Genomic DNA, 21,758 nt, shown 5'->3' with positions numbered 1-21,758 from the left:
ATGGAAGAACTTTTTTTTGATGCCGACGGACTGCTGACGGCCGTTGTGCAGGATGCGAATAGTAAAGAAGTGCTGACGGTGGCGTATATGAACTGGGAGTCCCTACAAAAAACGATCGATACGAAAGAAACCTGGTTTTACAGCCGCTCCCGCCAGGCGCTTTGGCATAAGGGGGAGACGTCCGGAAATGTGCAAAAAGTGAGCGATATTCGCTACGATTGCGACCGGGACGCGCTCCTCGTGCTCGTTCATCCGGAAGGACCGGCGTGCCACCGCGGGACCTACAGCTGTTTTACGGAAAGTCTGCTCACCGAAAAACCGGCTGACGCAAACGACGACTTTGAAATTTTGCGAACGTTGGCGGCAACGATCGCGGCGAGAAATCACGAACGGCCTGCCGATTCTTACACGACGTATTTGTTTTCCGAAGGCGTAGACAAGATTTTAAAAAAAATCGGCGAAGAAGCTTCCGAGATTATTATCGCGGCAAAGAACCGGGACACGAAGGAATTGTCCTGGGAAAGTGCTGATTTCATTTTCCACCTCTTCGTATTGTTGGAAGAGCAGAACATGAGCGTGGATCGTGTGTTGGATACGTTAAGGGAGCGGCATGGCGAATAAACGCATGGCCGCTGCTTGCCCTGATCCTGCCCTCGCATACGACTCATAAAATGGCGCACACTAATTTTTGGGGAGCGTCATATTTTATGTTATACTCGATAAGATATGTTCACCTGGAGGGCGTGTGATTCATGGGGCAAGTGATACCTTTTATTCAAAACCCGGAGTATTTTTTTAAACAGGGTGTTTCTTCTTACCAAAATAAAGACTGGCGTCGCTCGATTCGTTATTTAAAACGGGCGATTGAATTAAGACCCCTGGAAGGGGTTTTTCATTGTCAACTTGCGGCCGTACTGTCTGATATGGCCCAGTACGAGCGCTCCAACGAGATATTGCTCCACGTCCTGGATCATGTTGATGAACATTTGTATGATTGTTATTATTTTCTCGCGAATAATTACGCGTGTCTCGGTCTTTTTGATAAAGCGCGGGAGGCAGCCCTTCATTATTTATCCGGTTCTCCTGAAGGCGAGTTTATAGAAGATACGAAAGAATTGCTTGAGGTAATAAACCTCGAGGAAGATGACGATTTTTTCACCACTGATGATGAATTCGTTCTGCGTTACGAGCGTGTCGGTCGCTTAATCGCGGAAAAACATTACCAAAAAGCGGAAAAACTGTTGGGAGAATTGCTTAAGGAATACCCCGATCATGACGCTTTATACAACCAATACGCACGAGCCCTCCATCTTCAGGGGCGCAGCGATGAAGCGATCGACTGCCTACAGGCATTGCTGGAAGAAACCACGTATGTACCGGCTGTGTGCCAGCTGACGTTACTTCTCGAAGATCAGCAGGACAGACGGAAGGCAGAACGCTGGAAAAAGCAGCTCAGGCAGTTGGCGCCGTTGAACAAAGCCCATATGCACAAATGGGCGGCGACCCTATGCCGCCTCGGTGAATATGAGCAGGCTTTTTTAGCTTTCCTTTTTTTACAAAGGCATGGGACGCCCGATAAAGGAGGCGCCTTCTTCTACAGATATGGAGTGGCCGCCTTTCATTGTGGGTATGCTAATAAAAGCAAAAACGCCTGGAAGCTCGCCCGCGACTATGGCCACCATGGCGCAGATATCCTTTTACAAAAATGGAAAAGGCGCGATCTTGAGCGTGAAGAAGTGCAATGCGAGCGGATGCATGATTTATCATTTGGCTTGGACTGAGCAGATCAATAGACGCTGAAGCATGAGCATTATAATATAGAGGCAGGAAGGTTACAGGAAAGGAGCGTCGGTCGATGTCAGGGGAAACAGAAACGATTTATGATGTCATAATCGCAGGGGCAGGCCCTGCCGGGATGACCGCGGCTGTCTACACGTCACGGGCGGAAATGAGCACATTGATGCTTGAGCGCGGGGTTCCCGGCGGTCAGGTAGCCAATACGGAAGATGTGGAAAATTACCCCGGCTACTCGCACATTCTCGGGCCGGATTTATCGAATAAAATGTTTGAGCATGCGCGCAGGTTTGGCGCGGAATATGCTTATGGTGATATAAAAGCGATCGAAGACGGCGTTGAATATAAAACGGTACACGCCGGAAATAAAACGTACAAAGCACGTTCTGTCATCGTCTCAACAGGAGCGGAATATAAACAGCTCGGCATTCCGGGCGAAAAAGAACTCGGCGGACGCGGGGTCTCTTACTGTGCCGTTTGTGACGGGGCGTTTTTCCGCGATAAGGAAATTATCGTCGTCGGAGGCGGGGACTCCGCGGTAGAGGAAGCTGTTTATCTTACGCGTTTCGCTTCCAAGGTGACTGTCGTTCACCGCCGCGATGAGTTGCGCGCGCAAAAAATCCTCCAGCAACGCGCTTTCCTGAATGAACAGATTGACTTTAAATGGGATCATGTTGTCAAAGAAATTCATGATACCGATGGGAAAGTGAGCAGCGTTACCCTCGTCAATGTCAAAAACGGGGAAGAATATGATTTCTCTACCGAGGGCGTTTTCGTCTATATTGGCCTATTGCCGTTAAACAATGCCGTCAAGGACCTTGGCATTACGGACGAAGAGGGCTATATCGTCACCAACGAAGAAATGGAGACCGACCGTGTCGGCATTTTTGCGGCCGGAGATATCCGCGATAAAACGTTGCGACAAATTGTGACGGCAACCGGAGACGGCAGTCTGGCCGCGCAAAACGCACAATCCTATGTCGAGGAGTTGGAGAAAAAAGTCGAGGCCTAGCAGGTCCGGGGGCCAGCATTCGTTATTTACATTTAATGTTATTGTAACCACAGTGCAACATTAAAGCGTTATGATGGAATCAAGTTAATTGACCCCCCTTTTATATATTTTTGGAAGCGCAAGGTGACTCACCTTGCGTATTTTTTTGGCAGATAAGAAACAATGTGGCTACGCTGCCGGTAGCCACCATCTACCATGAAAACAACTGATTTAGCGCAAAAAGTATAATCGTGACATATGTTGGTTATACTGATTGGTTTGCGCTGCTCCAATAATGGTTGTTTTCATACAAAAGTATAAAACTTTCTTATCTTGCATAAGTGCAACTAAGGCTTTCGCCATGCTTGGCGAAAGCCAAGTTTTCTTTGTCGAATATTGGTCACTCACGCCGAACGGCTTCATTTGTGGGGACGGGCTCTTTCGGGTTATAATGAGCTGTGAGGTGATGAACATGCAGCGTGTGGCCAACTGCGTGTTAACATATAAGGATCATGTTTTACTCCTGCAGAAACCGAGCAGGAACTGGATGGTCGCACCAGGGGGGAAGATGGAGTACGGAGAGACCCCACTGAATACAGTGCGAAGAGAGTTTAGGGAAGAGACGGGAATACAACTTCTGAATCCAGTCTTACGAGCGGTTTCAACGATTGTCATTAAGGAAAGATATACGACCGTTTCCGAATGGATGCTTTTTTCCTTTTATGCTGATGGCCATAAAGGGCAAGCGTTGGAGTGTTCGCCGGAAGGCAAGTTATTCTGGAAAAAAAGAGCGGAGGTCCGTTCCCAACCGATGGCCGCGGGAGATCGAGACCTATTTCAACATCTGTTAGAAAATAAAGGAATGCTGTTTAGCACATTTTATTATACACCTGATTTTGAGTTGCTCGATGCCAAACTTGAGACGGTGTGAAAACGGAGAGATGTTGGTGTGAAAGAGGATATCCAAATCGTTGTCATTACCGGAATGTCGGGAGCGGGCAAGTCAGTAACGGTGCAAAGCCTTGAAGATCTCGGTTATTTTTGTATCGATAATTTACCGCCGGCATTGATTCCGAAACTGTTGGATCTGGTGGAAGGCGGTACGATGAACCGCGTGGCCCTCGTCATGGATTTGCGGGGGCGGGAATTCTTTGATCAGGTATTTTCGGCGGTAAGCATTCTCGGAGATAAACCGAATCTGCACACCCATATTTTATTTCTTGACGCCGAAGATGGCGTGTTGGTACAGCGTTACAAGGAAACGAGGCGCGCGCACCCCCTTGCGCCCGGCGGTTCCCTTTTGGAAGGGATTAAACAGGAGCGTGAGATATTGGATGAAATCAAGGGGCGGGCGCGTTATCATATCGATACGACAAAGCTCGCCCCCCGCGAGTTGCGAGCGGAAATCAATCGCTTATTCACCGCGCCGGAAGAACTGGTTTTTAACGTGCATTTTATGTCTTTCGGTTTTAAACACGGGGTTCCCATTGATGCCGATCTCGTTTTTGATGTCCGTTTTTTGCCCAACCCCCATTATATTGAACGCATGCGCCCGTTAACGGGAATGGATACGGAAGTAGCTGATTACGTGATGAAATGGGCGGACACGAAGGAATTTCTCATTAAACTGGAAGATATGCTTACCTTTGTGTTGCCGCTGTATAAGCAAGAGGGGAAAAGCCAGGTGATTATCGCGATTGGATGTACAGGTGGAAATCATCGATCCGTGACGCTTGTTGAACATCTTGCTAATGTTTATGGCAACGATTATCAAGTTTATAAGAGCCATCGTGAACAGAAAGAATAGGGGAGAAACAAACCAGTGTCTAATTTACCAAAAGTGGTCGTCATAGGAGGCGGAACCGGGTTGTCCGTCATATTGCGGGGACTGAAAACATACCCTGTAGATCTGTCGGCGATTGTGACGGTCGCCGACGATGGCGGGAGTTCCGGTCGATTGCGCAAAGAACTGAATATGCCACCACCCGGCGATGTTCGGAACGTGCTCGTTGCCCTCGCTGAAGTTGAGCCGTTAATCGAACGATTATTCCAGCACCGATTCGAGAATGGCGAAGGGTTGTCCGGCCATTCACTCGGCAATTTGCTGTTAGCGGGTATGACATCGATCACCGGAGATTTTGCCCGCGGCATCAGTGAATTAAGCGCGGTGCTCAACGTACGCGGGAATGTGTTGCCGGCCTCGAATGAGAGTATTGAACTCGTCGCGAAAATGGTGGATGGCAGCGTCGTACACGGGGAATCGAATATTCCGAACGCCGGGAAGGCCATTGAGCAAATGTCCATTGAACCTGCGTTTCCCGAAGCTTTGCCTGCAAGTATCCAGGCGATCCAACAGGCAGACAAAATCATTATGGGGCCGGGCAGTTTATATACAAGTGTGTTGCCGAATTTACTCGTCCCGGACATTGCCAGGGAAATAGCACAGGCTAAGGCCGACAAAATATACATTTGCAACGTTATGACCCAAAGCGGAGAAACGGACGGTTTTACGGCTTCCGACCATATTAAGGCGCTGCACGCGCATGTCGGGGAGTCGCTGATCGAGGATATTTTCGTGAATGACACGGAACTTCCGGCGGCGTTAATCGAGCGCTATGCGGAGGAGGATGCCGAAGCTGTGATCTGTGATGATGCGTCATTGCAGGCGCTTGGTCTGAACGTCGTTAAAGATCATTTCATTCGTACCGACGATCTTTTGTTGCGTCATGATGCCGAGAAAATTGCCGGGATGATTCTCGGAAATGAAGGTGGTGATGACTCTTGACTTCGTTCGCGGCGATGACAAAAAAAGAACTTACCCAGGTCAGTGCCGATGAAGGCTGTATAAAAGCAGAGCTGGTCGCGCTCATCCAGATGAACGGTGCCCTGACGGTTTCGGATGAACGCACGACCCTGGATATTACAACCGAGAATGCAGCGATTGCCAGAAGAATCTACACACTTCTGAAACAGCGTTATGAACACATGAAAGCCGAACTTGTCGTCCGTAAAAAAATGCGGTTACGGAAAAATAATATTTACATCGTACGCCTGTATCAGCAAGTGGAGGAGATTTTACGCGATACAGATATTAAGGCAAACGGACGGACGCTTACTCGCGCGATTCCTGAGCAAATCATCACCGATCACTGTTGTAAACGGGCTTATTTGCGGGGGGCATTCCTTGCGGGCGGCTCGGTGAATCATCCGGATACATCGTCTTACCATTTGGAACTCTTTTCCCTTGATGAAGAGCACAATCGTTCCCTGTTGTCGTTGCTGGCAGCTTTTAATCTGGACGCGCGTGTGCTGGAGAGGAGAAAAGGGTTCATCGTCTACATTAAAGAAAGCGAGAAAATAACCGAGTTCCTGAACATCATTGGCGCCCATCAAGCCTTGCTCTATTTTGAAGATGTGCGCATTATGAAAGATATGCGCAACTCCGTTAATCGCCTCGTCAATTGTGAAACGGCCAATTTGAATAAAACCGTCGGAGCAGCCTTGCGGCAAGTGGAAAATATTGAACTCGTCGACGAGGAAATCGGTCTCGATAAGCTGCCTGCCAAGGTTCAGGAAATGGCCAGACTCCGTGTGCAACATCAGGAAGTGACGCTTAAGGAGCTCGGGGAAATGGTCGAAGGCGAAAAGGTTAGTAAATCAGGGGTCAACCATCGATTGCGAAAAATTGATGAACTGGCCGAGCAAATTCGAAATCGAGAATCGTTGCAGTTGCCCCAATCATGAAAGGGAGAGTGGTGATGGTCGAACGGGAAGTGGAAGTGACGTTACAATCAGGTTTACAGGCACGACCGGCGGCTTTATTCGTTCAGGAAGCCAATCGTTACCACGCGGATGTGAAGGTGGCCAAGGGGAACCAGGAAGCTGATGCCAAAAGCATTATGGGGGTTATGAGCCTGGCGATCCGTTCCGGGACCGTGATTCGCGTGACCGCGGAAGGTGGCGATGAAGCAGAAGCGGTGGAAGCGCTTGTCGATTACGTGAGCAAAGAGTAGAAGAACCCCATGCCTGTGAAGAGGCGTGGGGTTCTTCTACGGTCGTTGCGTTTGCTCGAGAAGCGTTAGGTCGTCACCCAATGATGATGGCGCCTTAATGTATTAAGTCGGAAGGGGTTAGGTCGTCAACCAAAGATGATGGCGCCCTAACGTATTAAGCCGTAAGGGGTTAGGTCGTCACCCAATGATGATGGCGCCCTAATGTATTAAGGCGGAAGGGGTTAGGTCGTCACCCAATGATGATGGTGCCGTAACGTATTAAGTCGGAAGGGGTTAGGTCGTCAACCAAAGATGATGGCGCCCTAACGTATTAAGTCGGAAGGGGTTAGGTCGTCAACCAAAGATGATGGCGCCGTAACGTATTAAGCCGGAAGGAGTTAGGTCGTCAACTCTATAATCACCACTGGCTTCAATGTTAAAAAGCGAGCGTGAACAGCTCTGAAGTGGCTGTTCACGCTCGTGATTTTCAAGACCCTATTTATTTTGCGATGTCTTCATTTTTTTCAAAGATGCTGTCGATGAGACCGTAATCTTTGGCTTCTTGCGCGAGCATGAAATTATCACGATCTGTATCCCGTTGAATCACTTCCAGCGGTTGGCCGGTGCGTTCAGACAGGATATTGTTCAATCGTTCACGCATCTGTAAAATGCGGCGGGCATGAATATCAATATCAGATGCCTGCCCCTGGGTGCCGCCCATCGGTTGGTGAATCATAATTTCACTGTTCGGCAAGGCAAAACGTTGGCCGTATTCGCCTGCATTGAGAAGGAAGGCGCCCATGGATGCAGCCATGCCGATGCAGATCGTCGATACTCTCGGGGTGATATATTGCATCGTATCATAGATCGCCATCCCGGCGGAAATCGAACCTCCCGGGCTGTTAATATAAAGGGAAATATCCTTGTCCGGATCCTCCGCCTGCAGGAAAAGCAATTGCGCGACAATCGTGTTCGCTACGTTATCATCGATACCTGAGCCGAGCATGACGATGCGATCTTTCAGCAGGCGCGAATAAATGTCATAGGCTCGTTCTCCGCGGTTCGTTTGTTCAATAACTGTTGGTATTAGATGCATAAATCTAATCCTCCTTCGTTTGTAGTGCAATCACATGCAAATGCCTGCATGTTGGTTACTGATTAACATGTTACATCATTGGTCAATAAAGGTCAAATATTTTTTACCCTCATGCCCACTACTTATATTTACCTTTTTATGGGAACTTCAAACTTCTGGCTTCTTATTGTAAAATACGATATAATAAAGATAAGCAAAACTCGCTGGAGGGATTCCATGTTTGGCCAGGAGCGCTTAGAGCAGACGGAATTGTATAAACGCGAGGAGGAACAGGAGATTCAAGAGGCGGCTGCGGAGCTTGAGAGGTTAGCAGCGGCATTGCGAAACTCGGGATCTTTTGAATTTTTTAAAGATGATGGCATGCGTGTTCAAACGCATATGCCTTCCCGAGTCACGATGAATAGCGAGTATGTGCAAAAGAAGTCCGAACACTCGGTCCGGCTTACTTTTTCCTGGATGGAACAGTAATGAAAAAGAATGCCTTTTTAGAAAGCGCTTACAAATAAAAGGGGGGGCGCGATCATGAATCTTGAAATGGGACTTGTCCAACAACAAACGATGAAGCTTGTCATGACACAGCAATTGCGACAAGCTATCTCGCTGTTACAGTACTCGACTACAGAATTATCGGAATATATCGAGGAGCAGGCGTTGGAAAACCCTTTGCTGGAAGTCAGTCATTCCACCGCGGAGATGGCCGTGCCGGAAAGCCCGGTGCTGTGGCAAGACCGGGAAGAACAGAGCGGTGAACAGGGAAATGATCCTTTTATTGACCGTCTGGGTGATATTCGCACGGGATTAACCGTACATCTTACTGCCCAGCTTCGTATGCTGGAATATGAACAGAAGACGAAGGAGCAGCTTGAATATTTCATTCATAATCTCGATGAAAATGGCTATTTGCTCTTAAGTGAACAAGAAGCCGTCGGAGAACTCGATATTACGAGCGAACGTTATCACGAGTTATGCAATCTGCTGCAGCAATTCGACCCCATTGGCGTAGGGGCGCGGTCTTTAGCCGAATGTTTGCTTGTGCAAATGCAAGCGATGCCTGAAAAATATCCGCTGGCAGAAACGATTGTCAGCCATTATTTGCAACCGTTCGCGGAGAAAAAATGGAAATGGCTGGCGGAAGAACTGCAAGTTACGCTCGAAGAAATACAGGCGGCCCAGGATTTCATTCAAACGCTGAACCCCCGCCCTGCACAAGGATTTGGCCAAAGCAAGTCAGAGTATATCGCGCCGGATGTTTATATTGAAAAAGACGACGGCGAATGGAAAGTTATATTGAACGACGATTCGTTACCGCGTATTCGTCTCAATCGTCAATATCGAAATCTGCTCCAGCAAAACAACGATAAGGAAGCGTTTGATTACGCCCATTCGAAGTACAAACAACTCGTATGGTTATTGAAAAGCATCGACCAACGCCAACAGACGATTCGGGCCGTAACCGAAGCGATCGTCGAGTACCAGAAAGATTTTCTGGAAAATGGCGAGCTCCGCCCGATGACACTCAGACATATTGCCGAGCGGGCGGATGTTCATGAATCGACGGTTTCGCGTACGACGAACCAAAAATATGTGCAAACGCCCCGCGGTTGCTATGAATTGAAAGCGTTTTTCAGCAAAGGGCTTGCCGGAGATGGCGGAGAAGAAATTTCCGCTGCTGTGCTCAAACAGTCGATCCGCCGTTGGATTGAGCAAGAGAATAAACAAAAACCGATGTCCGACCAGAAGATCGCCGACCGTTTCCAGGATGAAGAAGGCGTGAAAATTTCCCGGCGCGCCGTCGCCAAGTATCGGGATGAACAAAGCATTCCCTCCTCCTCAAAACGCAAACGTTTCGTGTGAGCCGCCCGTTGATTCGGGCGGTTTTTTGTTGGCGGGGGCAGCGGGATCACCCCCCCCCCCCCCCCCGAAATGGAATAAACTCCCTATCAGAAGTACAAGGCACGAAAAAATAACCCAATCCTCCCCGAGCTAAATCTCCCACCGGAATGAGCAAACACCTAAAAGGTCACATTAAATATATTGCAATCATATTAAGAATCAGCTATAATAAAATTAGAAAACGGGATCAAAATTGACTCATAGGGACAAAAATGATCCCACTAAAAAAGAAGTGATTCATTTCATGCTGGATGTCCTTGAGTGGCAAAAGAAATTACAGCCGGACATTTTGAAAAACCTACACCGACGCTATGATATTCTGCAGTTCATACGGTTAAGCGCACCGGTTGGCAGACGAACGATTGCTTCCGCACTGCAGATTTCCGAACGTGTTCTCCGCAGCGAGGTTGACCTTTTCAAGGAGCAGAATCTCCTGAGCGTGGAATCCGGAGGGATGGAGCTTACCGATGAAGGGTTGGCACTTCTCGAGCAGTTGAGACCGGCGATGCAAAACATTTCCGGGCGTTCTCAACTCGAGAAAGATTTGCAGGCAACCCTCGGCATTTCGCGGGTGATTGTAACGAGCGGAGACAGCGATGTGCGCTCATGGGTGAAAAAGGAAATGAGTCAGGCATGTGTCAGCGAGATGATTGATACGCTTGAACCGAACGATGTGGTCGCGGTGGCCGGCGGGACGACACTCGCCACCCTGGCGACATCCGTTTATCCGCACCCCAACTTGCAAAATGTTACGTTCGTGCCTGCGCGCGGAGGGCTCGGAGAAGATGTCGACCTGCAATCCAATACGATCTGCGCGGAGTTGGCGCGCGGGGCCCATGCGCAATACCGGCTGTTGCATGTACCTGACCAACTGAGCGATCACGCGTATGATTCGGTGATACAGGAACCTGGCATCAGGGAACTCCTGGCCTTGATCCGCTCGCCGCGCATGGTCATCCACAGTGTCGGGGAGGCCCAAACGATGGCGACGAGGCGAAGTGCCGATGAGTCTAAGCTTCGACGCTTAAAAGAGCAGGAGGCGATCGCGGAAGCATTCGGGTATTATTTTGACAGCGAAGGAAAGGTCGTGCAAAAGGAAAAAACGATTGGTTTGCAACTCGATGAACTCGGTCGTGACCAGATGGTCGTCACCCTCGCCGGAGGCATGTCCAAAGCTGAAGCCATCGTTGCTTACATGACGTATCGGCCCAGTGACCTATTGATTACCGACGAGGGGGCCGCAACGGCTATCATGGGCACACAATCCAATGAATTTTAAAATGGGAGGAATTAACTGTGGCAACAAAAGTAGGAATTAATGGATTTGGTAGAATCGGACGCTTGGTTTTTCGGTCAGCCCTGGAAAATAACGATATCGACGTGGTCGCCATCAATGACCTTACAGACGCGGACATGCTTGCCCATTTGCTGAAGTATGACAGCGTACACGGAACTTTTCCGGACGAAGTAAAAGTTGACGGAAATGACCTTATTGTCGCTGACAAAAAAATTCATGTATTATCGGAAAAAGACCCGGCCAAGATCGGCTGGAACGAGTACGGCGTTGACATCGTCGTGGAATCTACCGGTCGGTTTACCCAGCGTGATGACGCCGCCAAACACCTGGATGGCGGCGCGAAAAAAGTCGTCGTCTCGGCTCCCGGTAAAGGTGTGGACCAGACGTTCGCGATCGGAGTCAACGATGAAGATTACTCCCCCGAGGAGCACCATGTCGTCTCGAACGCTTCCTGTACGACGAATTGCCTGGCCCCCCTCGCGAAAGCCTTGAACGATGAATTCGGCGTGCGCCGCGGGTTTATGACTACAGTCCATTCGTATACCAATGACCAGCAAATCCTGGATTTGCCGCATAAAGATTATCGCCGCGCCCGGGCCGCCGCGCAAAACATTATTCCGACCTCAACCGGTGCCGCCAAAGCCGTCGCCCTCGTTCTCCCTGAACTGGATGGCAAACTGAACGGGAACGCGATCCGTGTGCCGACACCAAACGTCTCTCTCGTTGATTTCGTTGCAGAACTGGACCGCGATGTGACGGCTGACGAAGTGAATGCTTCCATGAAAAAACTAGCGGAAACGAACATGCAAGGCGTACTCGGCTATAGTGAAGAACCGCTCGTTTCCAGTGACTATAACGGTGACACCAACTCGGCAACCATTGATGCTCTCTCAACAACAGTGATTGAAGACAACATGGTAAAAGTCGTCGCCTGGTATGATAATGAATTCGGATATTCAACCCGTGTCGTCGATTTAGTCGCGCACATCGCCCGAAAAGGTTTATAATGGAGAGAGCAATGGGGGCAGACTGGAATCGGGTTTGCTCCCATCCTACATAGAAGGAAGGTGCCCAAAGTGAAAAAAAGAACCATCGCGGACCTCGAATGGACCGGGAAAAGTGTCTTTTGCCGGGTTGATTTTAACGTACCCATGCAAGACGGGGAAGTGACCGATGACACCCGCATTCGCGCAGCTCTTCCCACCATTCGGTTTTTACAGGAAAAAGGGGCGAAAATCATTCTCGCCAGTCACCTGGGACGCCCAAAAGGGGAGACCGTGGAAGAGTTGCGTCTGGACCCGGTCGCCCGCAGACTGGAAGAGCTGTTGGAAAAAAAGGTACACAAGGTTGATGAGGTCGTCGGTGCAAACGTTAAACAAACGTTTGCTGAATTGGCTGCCGGCGATCTTCTTTTACTGGAAAATGTACGCTTTGAAGCAGGCGAGGAAAAGAACGACGCCGAGCTCGCCGAACAGATGGCCGAGCTTGCCGACGTTTACGTCAATGACGCTTTCGGGGCCGCCCATCGCGCCCATGCTTCGACCGAAGGTATCGCCCACCATCTGCCTTCCGCTGCAGGAAAGTTGCTCGAAAAAGAACTGGACGTGCTCGATTCGGCATTAAACGAACCCAACCGTCCGTTTACGGCCATCATCGGCGGCGCGAAAGTGAAAGACAAAATCGATGTCATCGATTACCTCCTCGATAAAGTCGATACGCTGTTGCTCGGCGGTGGCTTGGCCTATACGTTTATCAAAGCCCAGGGACTTGAAATCGGACAATCTCTGCTTGAAGAAGATAAAATCGAACAAGCGAAACATTTTATGGAAAAAGCCGACCGCAATCTTGTTAAACTCCTCCTTCCGGTAGATGTGAAGGTAGCGGATGATTTCAGAGAGGACGCAGCGACGAACATCGTGAACATCGAAGACATTCCTGCCGATTGGGAAGCTCTTGATATCGGACCGAAAACGGTGGAAGCTTATCAAAAAGAGATCGGCACGGCTGCACTCGTGATTTGGAACGGGCCGATGGGCGTTTTTGAAATGGAGGCATTTGCCGATGGCACGAAAGGCGTGGCCAAAGCGCTTGCTGATGCACAGGCCTATACGATTATCGGCGGCGGGGATTCCGCGGCAGCTGTTGAACAATTTGGCTTTGCTGCGCAAATGAACCACATCTCCACCGGCGGTGGCGCATCGCTGGAATTTATGGAAGGGAAGGTCCTCCCCGGCGTCGTGGCGATCGATGATCAATCCGAATAAGAAAGGTGGCAGAAGATGCGAACCCCATTTATCGCAGGCAATTGGAAAATGAATGTGGAGGATGCGGATGCTTTGGCGTTTATTGACGCGGTCAAGGATCGCATCCCCCCTAAAGAGAACGTGGAAAGTGCCGTTTGCGCGCAGGCGGTATCCTTGAAGGACATGAAAAAAAGAGCTGAAGACACGGAATTAATGATCGGCGCACAAAATGTACATGAAGAAGCGAGCGGCGCCTTTACCGGCGAAATAAGCGCTCCGGCCTTAACGTCGATCGGGATCCAGCTCGTGATTATCGGTCATTCGGAGCGGCGCGAGCTGTTCAATGACAGCGATGAACGGGTGAATCTTAAGCTTCATGCCGCGTTGAAGCATGGGATGACCCCTATCGTTTGTGTCGGCGAATCACTGGAAGAACGAGAAGCCGGCCGCGCGGTCGAGGTCGTACGCGGGCAATTGCAAAAAGCGCTGGAAGGCGTTTCAGCCCAGCAAGTAGATGGAATCGTCATTGCCTATGAACCTGTCTGGGCTATCGGCACGGGAAAGTCATCGAACCCGGAAGAAGCCGGGGAAATGTGCAAAACGATACGTTCCTATATCCGCGAACAATACGGAGAGTCCTCGGCGGAAGCCGTCCGTATCCAATACGGCGGCAGTGTCAAGCCGGATAATATCGCCGATTACCTGGCTGACGAAGACATCGATGGCGCGCTTGTCGGTGGTGCCAGCATTAAAGTAGAGTCTTTTCTTTCCTTGTTGGAGGCCGCTTCCCGATGAGAAAACAGCCTCCGCACGCGTTGATCATTCTTGATGGATTTGCCCTCCGAGGAGAAGAGCAAGGAAATGCCGTTGCACAGGCTGACACCCCCAACTTCGATCGTTTGTGGGAGAAGTATCCCCACGCGACGCTCTCGGCTTCAGGGGAAAGTGTGGGGCTTCCCGAAGGGCAAATGGGCAACTCTGAAGTCGGTCATATGAACATAGGCGCCGGCCGTATTGTGCACCAGAATCTGTCGCTCATTAACAAAGGCATCCGTGCCGGTACCTTTTTTGAAAATGAGGCCTTTCTGAACGCGATGGAACATGTAAAAAAGAATGACAGTTCCCTTCACCTTTATGGCTTGTTGTCTGACGGCGGTGTGCACAGCCACATCGACCATTTGATTGCGCTGTTGCAGCTGGCCAAACAACAAGGTCTTTCCGATGTTTATGTTCATGCCTTTCTGGATGGCCGCGACGTTGACCAGCAAAGTGCAAAAACCTATATCGAACAGCTGGAAGCGGAAATGAAAAATATCGGTATTGGCCGCTTAGCGAGTGTGCACGGCCGTTATTACGCGATGGACCGCGATCAACGCTGGGAACGTATCCAGAAATCGTACGACGTGCTCGTTTACGGTGCCGGGAACCAGGTGAGCGACCCAGTGGCGGCGGTTGATGATTCATATGCCGAGGGCGTTTATGACGAATTCGTCGAGCCAATGGTCGTCCAAAAAAGCGCTGGTGAACCGGTGGCGACGATTTCAGAGCGCGATGCCGTGATTTCTTTTAATTTCAGACCTGACCGCGCGATCCAGCTCACAGAAGCATTGGCAACGGAAGCGTTTACCGGTTTTGAACGCGGGCAAAAGCATCCTCATACCCTCTATGATGTGACGATGACCCACTATCATGATACATTTACAGCGGATGTTGCTTTTCCGCCGCTATCACTTCCGAACACGCTCGGGGAAGTGATTTCGGCAGCGGGCTATTCGCAGTTGCGCATCGCCGAAACGGAGAAGTACCCGCATGTGACTTTTTTCCTGAACGGCGGGATTGACAACGTGTTTGACGGAGAAGAGCGCATCCTCATCGATTCGCCTAAAGTGCCCACATATGATTTGCAACCGGAGATGAGCGCGGAACCGGTCGCGGAGGCGCTTTTGGATACGATCGCCAATGACCGGCATGACGCGATCATTCTTAATTTCGCCAACCCGGACATGGTGGGGCATTCGGGTATGCTTGAACCTTCAATCGCCGCCGTGGAAGCGGTGGATCACCAGCTTGGTCGAATCGTGGAAGCCATTCACGGAATAGGCGGTTCGGTGATTATAACTGCTGATCACGGGAATGCTGATGAAGTCATTGATAAGGGCGGTCACGCGATGACAACCCACACGACGAATCCGGTTCCGGTGATCGTGACGGAAACGGTCAATGCCGAGCTTCGCAGTGACGGTATACTTTCCGACCTGGCACCGACGCTGCTCGCGCTGATGCACGTTAACCAACCCGCGGAGATGACAGGCCGGAACCTATTAAAAGAAAAAGGGTGATGAAACGATGTCAATGATCGCTGATATACTGGCACGGGAAGTGCTCGATTCACGGGGGAACCCAACGATCGAAGTGGAAGTGGTGACCGAAGAAGGCGTTCTCGGCCGTGCCCTCGTTCCGAGCGGGGCATCAACCGGGGAACATGAAGCCGTCGAGTTGCGGGATGGCGGCGACCGATACATGGGTAAAGGTGTCCTTAAAGCGGTGGAAAATGTGAATGGAGAAATCGCCTCACAGCTCGTTGGCGTTGAGGTCATGGACCAACTCGGCATTGATAACCTGTTGATCGAACTTGACGGTACACCGAACAAGGGGCGTTTCGGGGCGAACGCCATTCTCGGTGTATCGATGGCTTGCGCTTATGCTGCAGCTGAAGAACTGGGGCTTGAATTATACGAATATCTCGGCGGCTTTAACGCAAAAACCCTCCCGGTGCCGATGATGAATATTTTAAACGGGGGCGAACATGCCGATAACAGCGTGGATATCCAGGAATTCATGATTATGCCTGTCGGGGCTCCTGATTTCCGAAGTGCCCTTCTTATCGGTACAGAAACTTTTCATGCCTTAAAGAAAGTGTTAAAAGATAAAGGTTATAATACCGCTGTTGGCGATGAAGGTGGATTTGCTCCTGATCTAAAATCCAACGAAGAAGCTCTTTCGACCATTATCGAGGCGATTGAACAAGCCGGTTATAAACCCGGAGAAGATGTGGTTCTTGCCATGGACGCAGCCGCTTCGGAAATGTATGAGGACGAAAATTATCACCTAAAAGGCGAGGGCGTCGTGAAAAACGTTGATGAAATGATCGATTTTTACGTAAATCTCGTGGACAAGTATCCGATCGTTTCCATTGAAGACGGCCTTGACGAAAACGACTGGGACGGATGGAAAAAACTGACCGAAACGATCGGCGACCGAGTTCAGCTCGTGGGAGACGACTTGTTCGTCACCAATACCGAAAAGCTATCCGAAGGGATTACACGCGGCATCGGCAACTCGATTCTGATTAAGGTCAATCAAATCGGCACGCTAACGGAAACGTTTGACGCAATTGAAATGGCCAAGAAAGCGGGCTACACAGCTGTCATTTCCCATCGCTCCGGCGAAACGGAAGACGCCACAATCGCTGACATTGCCGTTGCCATTAACGCCGGGCAAATCAAAACGGGGGCGCCTTCACGAACCGATCGCGTGGCCAAATACAATCAACTGCTTCGCATTCACGATCAACTCGGCGGTCGCTCTGTATACCCCGGGAAAGAAGCTTTTTATAATCTGGACTAAGGCGTAGCATTGTCTACTTACCTGCAGTATGGTACATTATAACGTAGACACAGATGCGCGTGAGGTGAAGATTCTTGGCGACCATTGTTACGATTTTATTAATTATTGTCAGCGTGACGCTTATCACGGTTGTCTTGTTGCAACCGGGGAAAAGTGCCGGTTTATCAGGTTCGATTTCCGGTGGAGCGGAACAGTTGATGGGCAAACAAAAAGCCCGCGGCGTTGAATCGTTTTTGGCTAAAACGACGGTCGTGCTAGCGGTGTTATTTTTCGTTTGCACCATTTTATTGGCATATTTTTTACAGTAAAGCAACGGGGAGAGTGCTCCTCGTTGTTTTTTTAAGGTCAAAAATGGGAATCGTAATAGGAAATGTCATAAATAACGGAGGTGAAATCGTTGAAAATTGTACCGCCGAAACCATTTACGTTCGAGGGGGATAATGGCCGGGCTGTTCTGCTGTTACATGGCTTTACCGGCTCTACAGCGGATGTTCGTATGCTCGGGCGGTTTTTGCAAAGAAACGGCTATACGGCCCACGCGCCCTTGTTTCCCGGACATGGGGTGCCTCCGGAAGAATTGCTGGAGACTGGACCCGAGGACTGGTGGGGTGCCGTTGAGGATGCGTACCATCATTTACGGGAGCGAGGTTTTGAGCAAATGGCTGTCTGCGGCCTCTCTCTTGGGGGTTTGTTCACATTAAAGGTCGGCTATACTTTCAGAGTCAAAGGGATAGCGCCGATGTGCGCGCCCGCGATAGCGAATGAAGAGGACCAGCGTTTATATAACGGGCTCCTTCAGTATGCAAAAGAATACAAGCAATATGAGAAAAAAGATGAAGATACGATTCAAAAAGAAATGGATACGTTTAAGGAGCAACCGCTGAACGTTTTGTCTGACATTCAGGGATTGATCGCTGATATTCGTGACCATTTGCATGAAATTGAAGCTCCGGTTGACATCGTCCAGGCCGGACAGGATGAGAGAATCAATCCGGATAGCGCGCAGGTTATCTACGAAAAGGTCTCCTCGGAGCAAAAGCATTTGCAAATGTACGACGATGCGCCTCACGTGATTACATTGTGGAAAGAAAAGGAAAAAGTCTATGAGCATATCCTTGCTTTTTTAGAGGGGTTAGATTGGGAGTGAAAACAATGAACGAAGATACGATTGAATCCGTCCTCACACATATTCGAGACGAAGCAAAAAAACCGGTAAGCGTTCATGAACTGCAGGCGGCCCTTGACATGGATTCAGCCGCTGATCGAAAGGTATTAATGAAAACGCTGAACCATCTGGAAGAAAATGGCCAATTGATTCGTACGCGTAACAATCGCTATGGGATCCCCGAGAAAATGAACCTTTTAAAAGGTAAAGTACAGGCCCACCGTAAAGGCTTTGCTTTTATTTTACCGGAAAATCCCGATGAAGATGATGTTTATGTAGCTCCGGGTGACCTGGCCGGGGCGATGAATCGTGACACCGTTTTCGTCCGCATTCAATCACGCTCAGGCGGTAACTCGGGTGATCGTGCGGAAGGAGCCGTCGTCCGTATTCTTGAGCGGGGGACAAGCCGAGTCGTCGGAACCTTTCTGGATTATGAACGCTACGGATTTGTTGCCCCGGACGATAAGCGGCTGTATGATGATGTATTCATCCCGAAGGGTCAGGAGCATGGAGCCGCGGAAGGCCATAAGGTGGTCGTGGAGATTACGAAATACCCGGAAGGACGTTTAGGCGCCGAGGGGGTTGTCGTTACCATTCTCGGCCATAAAAATGATCCGGGAACGGACATTCTTTCGATTATCCATAAGCATGAGTTGCCGGGAGAATTTCCTGAAGAAGTGCAATCACAGGCAGCGGCAGTTCCCGAGGAAATCAAGCCGGAGGAAATCGAACGCCGTCGCGATCTTCGTGACGAGACGATCGTTACCATCGATGGCGCCGATGCCAAGGATCTTGATGATGCCGTAACGGTCAAACGCCTCGATAACGGCAACTATCATCTCGGTGTACACATTGCCGATGTCAGTTATTACGTGGACGAAGGTTCGCCCATTGATGTTGAAGCCGAAGATCGCGGAACGAGTTCATATCTCGTCGACCGGGTGATCCCGATGATCCCCCACCGGCTTTCCAATGGGATCTGTTCCCTTAATCCGCAAGTGGACCGACTCACCCTTTCCTGTGAAATGGAGATCAGTCCCGAGGGGGATGTGGTGGATCATGACATTTTTGACAGCGTGATTCGCACATCTGCACGCATGACCTACACGGAAGTAAAAGAAATTCTCGCTGATCATAACGAGGAAACGAGAGAAAAATATCGCACGCTCGTTCCGCTGTTCGAAGACATGGAAGCACTGGCCGCGATCTTGCGCGAGAAACGCTTTGCCCGCGGGGCGATTGATTTTGATTTCACGGAAGCGAAGGTCGTTATGGACGAGGAAGGGCATCCCACGGATGTTCAGATTATGGAACGCTCCGTGGCGGAACGCTTAATTGAAGAATTCATGCTGGCGGCCAATGAAACGATCGCTGAACATTTTCATTGGCAAAACCTCCCTTTTATCTTTCGGATCCACGAAGACCCCGATGAGGAGAAACTGCAAAGTTTTCTGGAGTTTATCACGAGCTTCGGCTACGTTATGAAAGGACGGGGCGAGGACATTCACCCCGGTGCACTGCAGGAGATTTTACAGGCTGTTAAGGGTGAAGCGGAAGAAACGGTCATTAATACCGTGATGTTACGCTCCATGCAGCAGGCCAAATATGATCCGACGAACGTGGGCCATTTCGGGCTGGCCGCTGATTTTTATACCCACTTCACTTCGCCGATCCGCCGCTATCCGGATTTGATCGTGCACCGGCTCATTCGCACATACGTGTTGCAAAACCAAACCGGCAAAAAGACGAGGGACCACTGGCAGGGGCGGCTTCCGGATATCGCCAAACATTCATCGGACATGGAACGGCGCTCGGTGGATGCCGAACGCGATGTCGATGATTTAAAGAAAGCGGAGTACATGAAAGATAAAATCGGCGAAGAATTTCCGGCCTTTGTCAGCGGGGCGGCGAACTTCGGCTTGTTCATCCGCCTGGAAAATACGATCGAAGGCCTCGTACACGTGAGTCACCTGACCGATGATTATTATCATTACGATGAACGCCAATACGCGCTCATCGGCGAACGCACGGCGAACATGTTCCGCATCGGCGACCCCGTCGATGTCCGCGTCCTCGATGTGAACATGGATGAACCGACGATAGACTTTGAGATCGTCGGCATGCCGGAGCGTAAGCGCCGCAAACAGGCGGAAGGGCCCAAGGTCATTCAAGGCGAGCGCGGACGACCAAAGGATCACCAAAGTCCGAAGAATAAGGATAAAGGCAAAGCCGGCGGCAAAAAAGGGAAGAAGAAAAAGAAGAGCAAGTGATAGGATGTGGGGATCGTGACGAAAGCAAACGCGCTGACCGACGTTCCGGGAGTCAAGGTAGGGCATAAAACATTGATTGAGGGCTCGTCTGTGAGAACAGGAGTAACCGCTATCCTTCCCCACGGTGGGAATCTGTTTCAGGAAAAAGTGATCGGAGCCGCTCACGTCATTAATGGCTTTGGAAAAACGACCGGGCTTGTGCAGTTGGAAGAGCTCGGCGTCATTGAAAGCCCTATTATGCTCACGAACACGTTCTCCGTGCCGGCGGTCACGGAAGGCGTGTTGCAGCATTTATTTTCCCGGAACGAAGATATTGGGGTGGAGACAGGAACGGTGAATACCATTGTCGGAGAATGCAACGACGGGTATTTAAATGACATTCGCGGTCTGCGTGTGCGCGCGGACGATGCGATTGATGCGATTGAATCGGCAGGGACTGATGTAGCGGAAGGTTCCGTGGGTGCAGGCACGGGGATGTCTTGCTTCGGTTATAAAGGCGGCATCGGCACGAGTTCCCGTGTCGTGGGAGATTATACCGTTGGCGTTTTGGTGCTAAGCAATTTCGGGCAGAAAGAGGATTTGCTTGGCGGAGATGAATCAAAAGGGGAGGAACCGGATGGTTCGATTATGATGATTGTCGGCACGGATGCGCCGTTGAATGAACGACAACTCAAACGGGTCGCGCGAAGAACAACATTTGGGCTCGCCCGCACCGGTTCATATGCTGCGTATGGCAGTGGGGATATTGCGATCGCTTTTTCGACAGCCCATAGCATCCCGCATCACTGCGAGCAACCATTGCAGCGCTTTGAATTTGTCAGGGAAGCGTCGATCACACCTTTATTTGAAGCGACCGTTGAAGCAACGGAAGAAGCGATTTGGAATTCCCTGGCTATGGCTGGTGATATGATCGGAAGGAACGGTCATGAGCGTAAGGCCCTGGATTTGGAAAGGTTGATCAGGCGATGGGGATGAGAGCATTGTGATCGGTGATACCCCAAAAGTGGGCGGGGTCGGTGATGAGAGGTGTCACTCGGGTTCAATGCACCTCGGAATGGTAAATAATGCTGCTCGGGGGGGTGCAATGAAGGGGGCACAATGCACCTCGGAATGGTAAATAATGCTGATCAGAGGTGCAATGAAAGGCGCACTCCTTTTGATCCATTGTAGCAATGCACCATTTTGTGTGCTCGAACTCTATTCTACCTCCAATTGACACCTCAAAAATGATCGGAGTAGTACCCAGTGGTATCACTTGGCCGCCCCAGTGACACCCGAAAACGGTTGGAGCAGTTCCGAGAGGTGTCATCTCCAATAGTAACGCGAGTCTGATCCCTCTCAGCTCGTCTCCATTGGCTTTTGAGGTATCACATCGGCCATCTGATCCCTC

The 21,758-nt window shown here is 50.2% G+C and carries 21 protein-coding genes; 20 read left to right on the top strand and 1 reads right to left on the bottom strand.

Features of this window, described 5'->3' with window-relative positions; genetic code table 11:
• The 8 genes from hisIE to BLS58_RS03025 all read left to right on the top strand — a co-directional run bounded on the left by hisIE (position 1) and on the right by BLS58_RS03025 (position 6,798).
• The gene (hisIE, locus tag BLS58_RS03060) at positions 1-621 is read left to right on the top strand and encodes a bifunctional phosphoribosyl-AMP cyclohydrolase/phosphoribosyl-ATP diphosphatase HisIE (protein ID WP_090396389.1); all 621 of its coding nucleotides are present in this window, start codon (positions 1-3) and stop codon (positions 619-621) included.
• Between the two features lie 131 nt (positions 622-752).
• A complete protein-coding gene (locus tag BLS58_RS03055; protein WP_090396092.1) occupies positions 753-1,781 on the top strand; it encodes a tetratricopeptide repeat protein in 1,029 nt (342 codons plus the stop codon).
• A gap of 74 nt (positions 1,782-1,855) precedes the next feature.
• Positions 1,856-2,806 (top strand): thioredoxin-disulfide reductase, encoded by a 951-nt coding sequence (gene trxB / locus BLS58_RS03050; protein WP_090396091.1) that lies wholly within the window; start codon positions 1,856-1,858, stop codon positions 2,804-2,806.
• Between the two features lie 451 nt (positions 2,807-3,257).
• Complete coding sequence (locus BLS58_RS03045) at positions 3,258-3,716, top strand: NUDIX domain-containing protein (protein WP_090396090.1); 459 nt, start codon at positions 3,258-3,260, stop codon at positions 3,714-3,716.
• 54 nt (positions 3,717-3,770) lie between these two features.
• The gene (rapZ, locus tag BLS58_RS03040; RefSeq protein WP_090396386.1) at positions 3,771-4,592 is read left to right on the top strand and encodes an RNase adapter RapZ; all 822 of its coding nucleotides are present in this window, start codon (positions 3,771-3,773) and stop codon (positions 4,590-4,592) included.
• A 15-nt stretch (positions 4,593-4,607) separates the two neighbouring features.
• Entirely contained in the window at positions 4,608-5,570 is a 963-nt protein-coding gene (locus BLS58_RS03035; protein ID WP_090396089.1) for a gluconeogenesis factor YvcK family protein, read from the top strand.
• 14 nt (positions 5,571-5,584) lie between these two features.
• Positions 5,585-6,529 carry a DNA-binding protein WhiA gene (gene whiA, locus BLS58_RS03030; RefSeq protein WP_090396384.1) on the top strand — a complete coding sequence of 315 codons (945 nt, stop codon included), beginning with the start codon at positions 5,585-5,587 and terminating at the stop codon, positions 6,527-6,529.
• 14 nt (positions 6,530-6,543) lie between these two features.
• Positions 6,544-6,798: an HPr family phosphocarrier protein gene (locus BLS58_RS03025; protein WP_090396088.1), complete on the top strand. Its 255-nt coding sequence runs from the start codon at positions 6,544-6,546 to the stop codon at positions 6,796-6,798.
• A 478-nt stretch (positions 6,799-7,276) separates the two neighbouring features.
• Here BLS58_RS03025 and clpP read toward each other — a convergent pair whose 3' ends face one another.
• Positions 7,277-7,873 (bottom strand): ATP-dependent Clp endopeptidase proteolytic subunit ClpP, encoded by a 597-nt coding sequence (clpP, locus tag BLS58_RS03020; protein ID WP_090396087.1) that lies wholly within the window; start codon positions 7,871-7,873, stop codon positions 7,277-7,279.
• A 216-nt stretch (positions 7,874-8,089) separates the two neighbouring features.
• Here clpP and BLS58_RS03015 point away from each other — a divergent pair, with 216 nt between their 5' ends.
• The 12 genes from BLS58_RS03015 (at position 8,090) to BLS58_RS02960 (ending at position 21,343) form a co-directional block, all read left to right on the top strand.
• Positions 8,090-8,341: an amphi-Trp domain-containing protein gene (locus BLS58_RS03015; protein WP_090396086.1), complete on the top strand. Its 252-nt coding sequence runs from the start codon at positions 8,090-8,092 to the stop codon at positions 8,339-8,341.
• A gap of 54 nt (positions 8,342-8,395) precedes the next feature.
• Positions 8,396-9,727 carry an RNA polymerase factor sigma-54 gene (gene rpoN / locus BLS58_RS03010; RefSeq protein WP_090396085.1) on the top strand — a complete coding sequence of 444 codons (1,332 nt, stop codon included), beginning with the start codon at positions 8,396-8,398 and terminating at the stop codon, positions 9,725-9,727.
• Between the two features lie 283 nt (positions 9,728-10,010).
• Complete coding sequence (locus tag BLS58_RS03005; RefSeq protein ID WP_090396084.1) at positions 10,011-11,045, top strand: sugar-binding transcriptional regulator; 1,035 nt, start codon at positions 10,011-10,013, stop codon at positions 11,043-11,045.
• A gap of 17 nt (positions 11,046-11,062) precedes the next feature.
• Positions 11,063-12,070 carry a type I glyceraldehyde-3-phosphate dehydrogenase gene (gap, locus tag BLS58_RS03000; RefSeq protein ID WP_090396083.1) on the top strand — a complete coding sequence of 336 codons (1,008 nt, stop codon included), beginning with the start codon at positions 11,063-11,065 and terminating at the stop codon, positions 12,068-12,070.
• Positions 12,071-12,139: 69 nt separating this feature from the next.
• Positions 12,140-13,327, top strand: coding sequence for a phosphoglycerate kinase (locus tag BLS58_RS02995; protein ID WP_090396082.1), 1,188 nt, complete (start codon positions 12,140-12,142; stop codon positions 13,325-13,327).
• A 15-nt stretch (positions 13,328-13,342) separates the two neighbouring features.
• Complete coding sequence (gene tpiA / locus BLS58_RS02990; RefSeq protein WP_090396081.1) at positions 13,343-14,101, top strand: triose-phosphate isomerase; 759 nt, start codon at positions 13,343-13,345, stop codon at positions 14,099-14,101.
• A complete protein-coding gene (gpmI, locus tag BLS58_RS02985; protein ID WP_090396080.1) occupies positions 14,098-15,645 on the top strand; it encodes a 2,3-bisphosphoglycerate-independent phosphoglycerate mutase in 1,548 nt (515 codons plus the stop codon). Before tpiA ends, gpmI begins: the two co-directional genes overlap by 4 nt.
• A gap of 7 nt (positions 15,646-15,652) precedes the next feature.
• Positions 15,653-16,933: a phosphopyruvate hydratase gene (gene eno / locus BLS58_RS02980; RefSeq protein WP_090396079.1), complete on the top strand. Its 1,281-nt coding sequence runs from the start codon at positions 15,653-15,655 to the stop codon at positions 16,931-16,933.
• Between the two features lie 74 nt (positions 16,934-17,007).
• Positions 17,008-17,241: a preprotein translocase subunit SecG gene (gene secG, locus BLS58_RS02975; protein ID WP_090396078.1), complete on the top strand. Its 234-nt coding sequence runs from the start codon at positions 17,008-17,010 to the stop codon at positions 17,239-17,241.
• A gap of 89 nt (positions 17,242-17,330) precedes the next feature.
• Positions 17,331-18,080 (top strand): alpha/beta hydrolase, encoded by a 750-nt coding sequence (locus tag BLS58_RS02970; RefSeq protein WP_090396077.1) that lies wholly within the window; start codon positions 17,331-17,333, stop codon positions 18,078-18,080.
• Positions 18,081-18,085: 5 nt separating this feature from the next.
• Entirely contained in the window at positions 18,086-20,368 is a 2,283-nt protein-coding gene (gene rnr, locus BLS58_RS02965) for a ribonuclease R (protein WP_090396076.1), read from the top strand.
• A gap of 15 nt (positions 20,369-20,383) precedes the next feature.
• Positions 20,384-21,343: a DmpA family aminopeptidase gene (locus BLS58_RS02960; RefSeq protein WP_245723036.1), complete on the top strand. Its 960-nt coding sequence runs from the start codon at positions 20,384-20,386 to the stop codon at positions 21,341-21,343.
• Positions 21,344-21,758 lie beyond the last annotated feature (415 nt).

It is taken from the genome of Natribacillus halophilus (genome assembly GCF_900100185.1).
Taxonomy (GTDB): Bacteria; Bacillota; Bacilli; order Bacillales; family Marinococcaceae; genus Natribacillus; species Natribacillus halophilus.
Note: the sequence above shows the minus strand (reverse complement) of the source record. Positions and strands in the feature narration are given on the sequence as shown.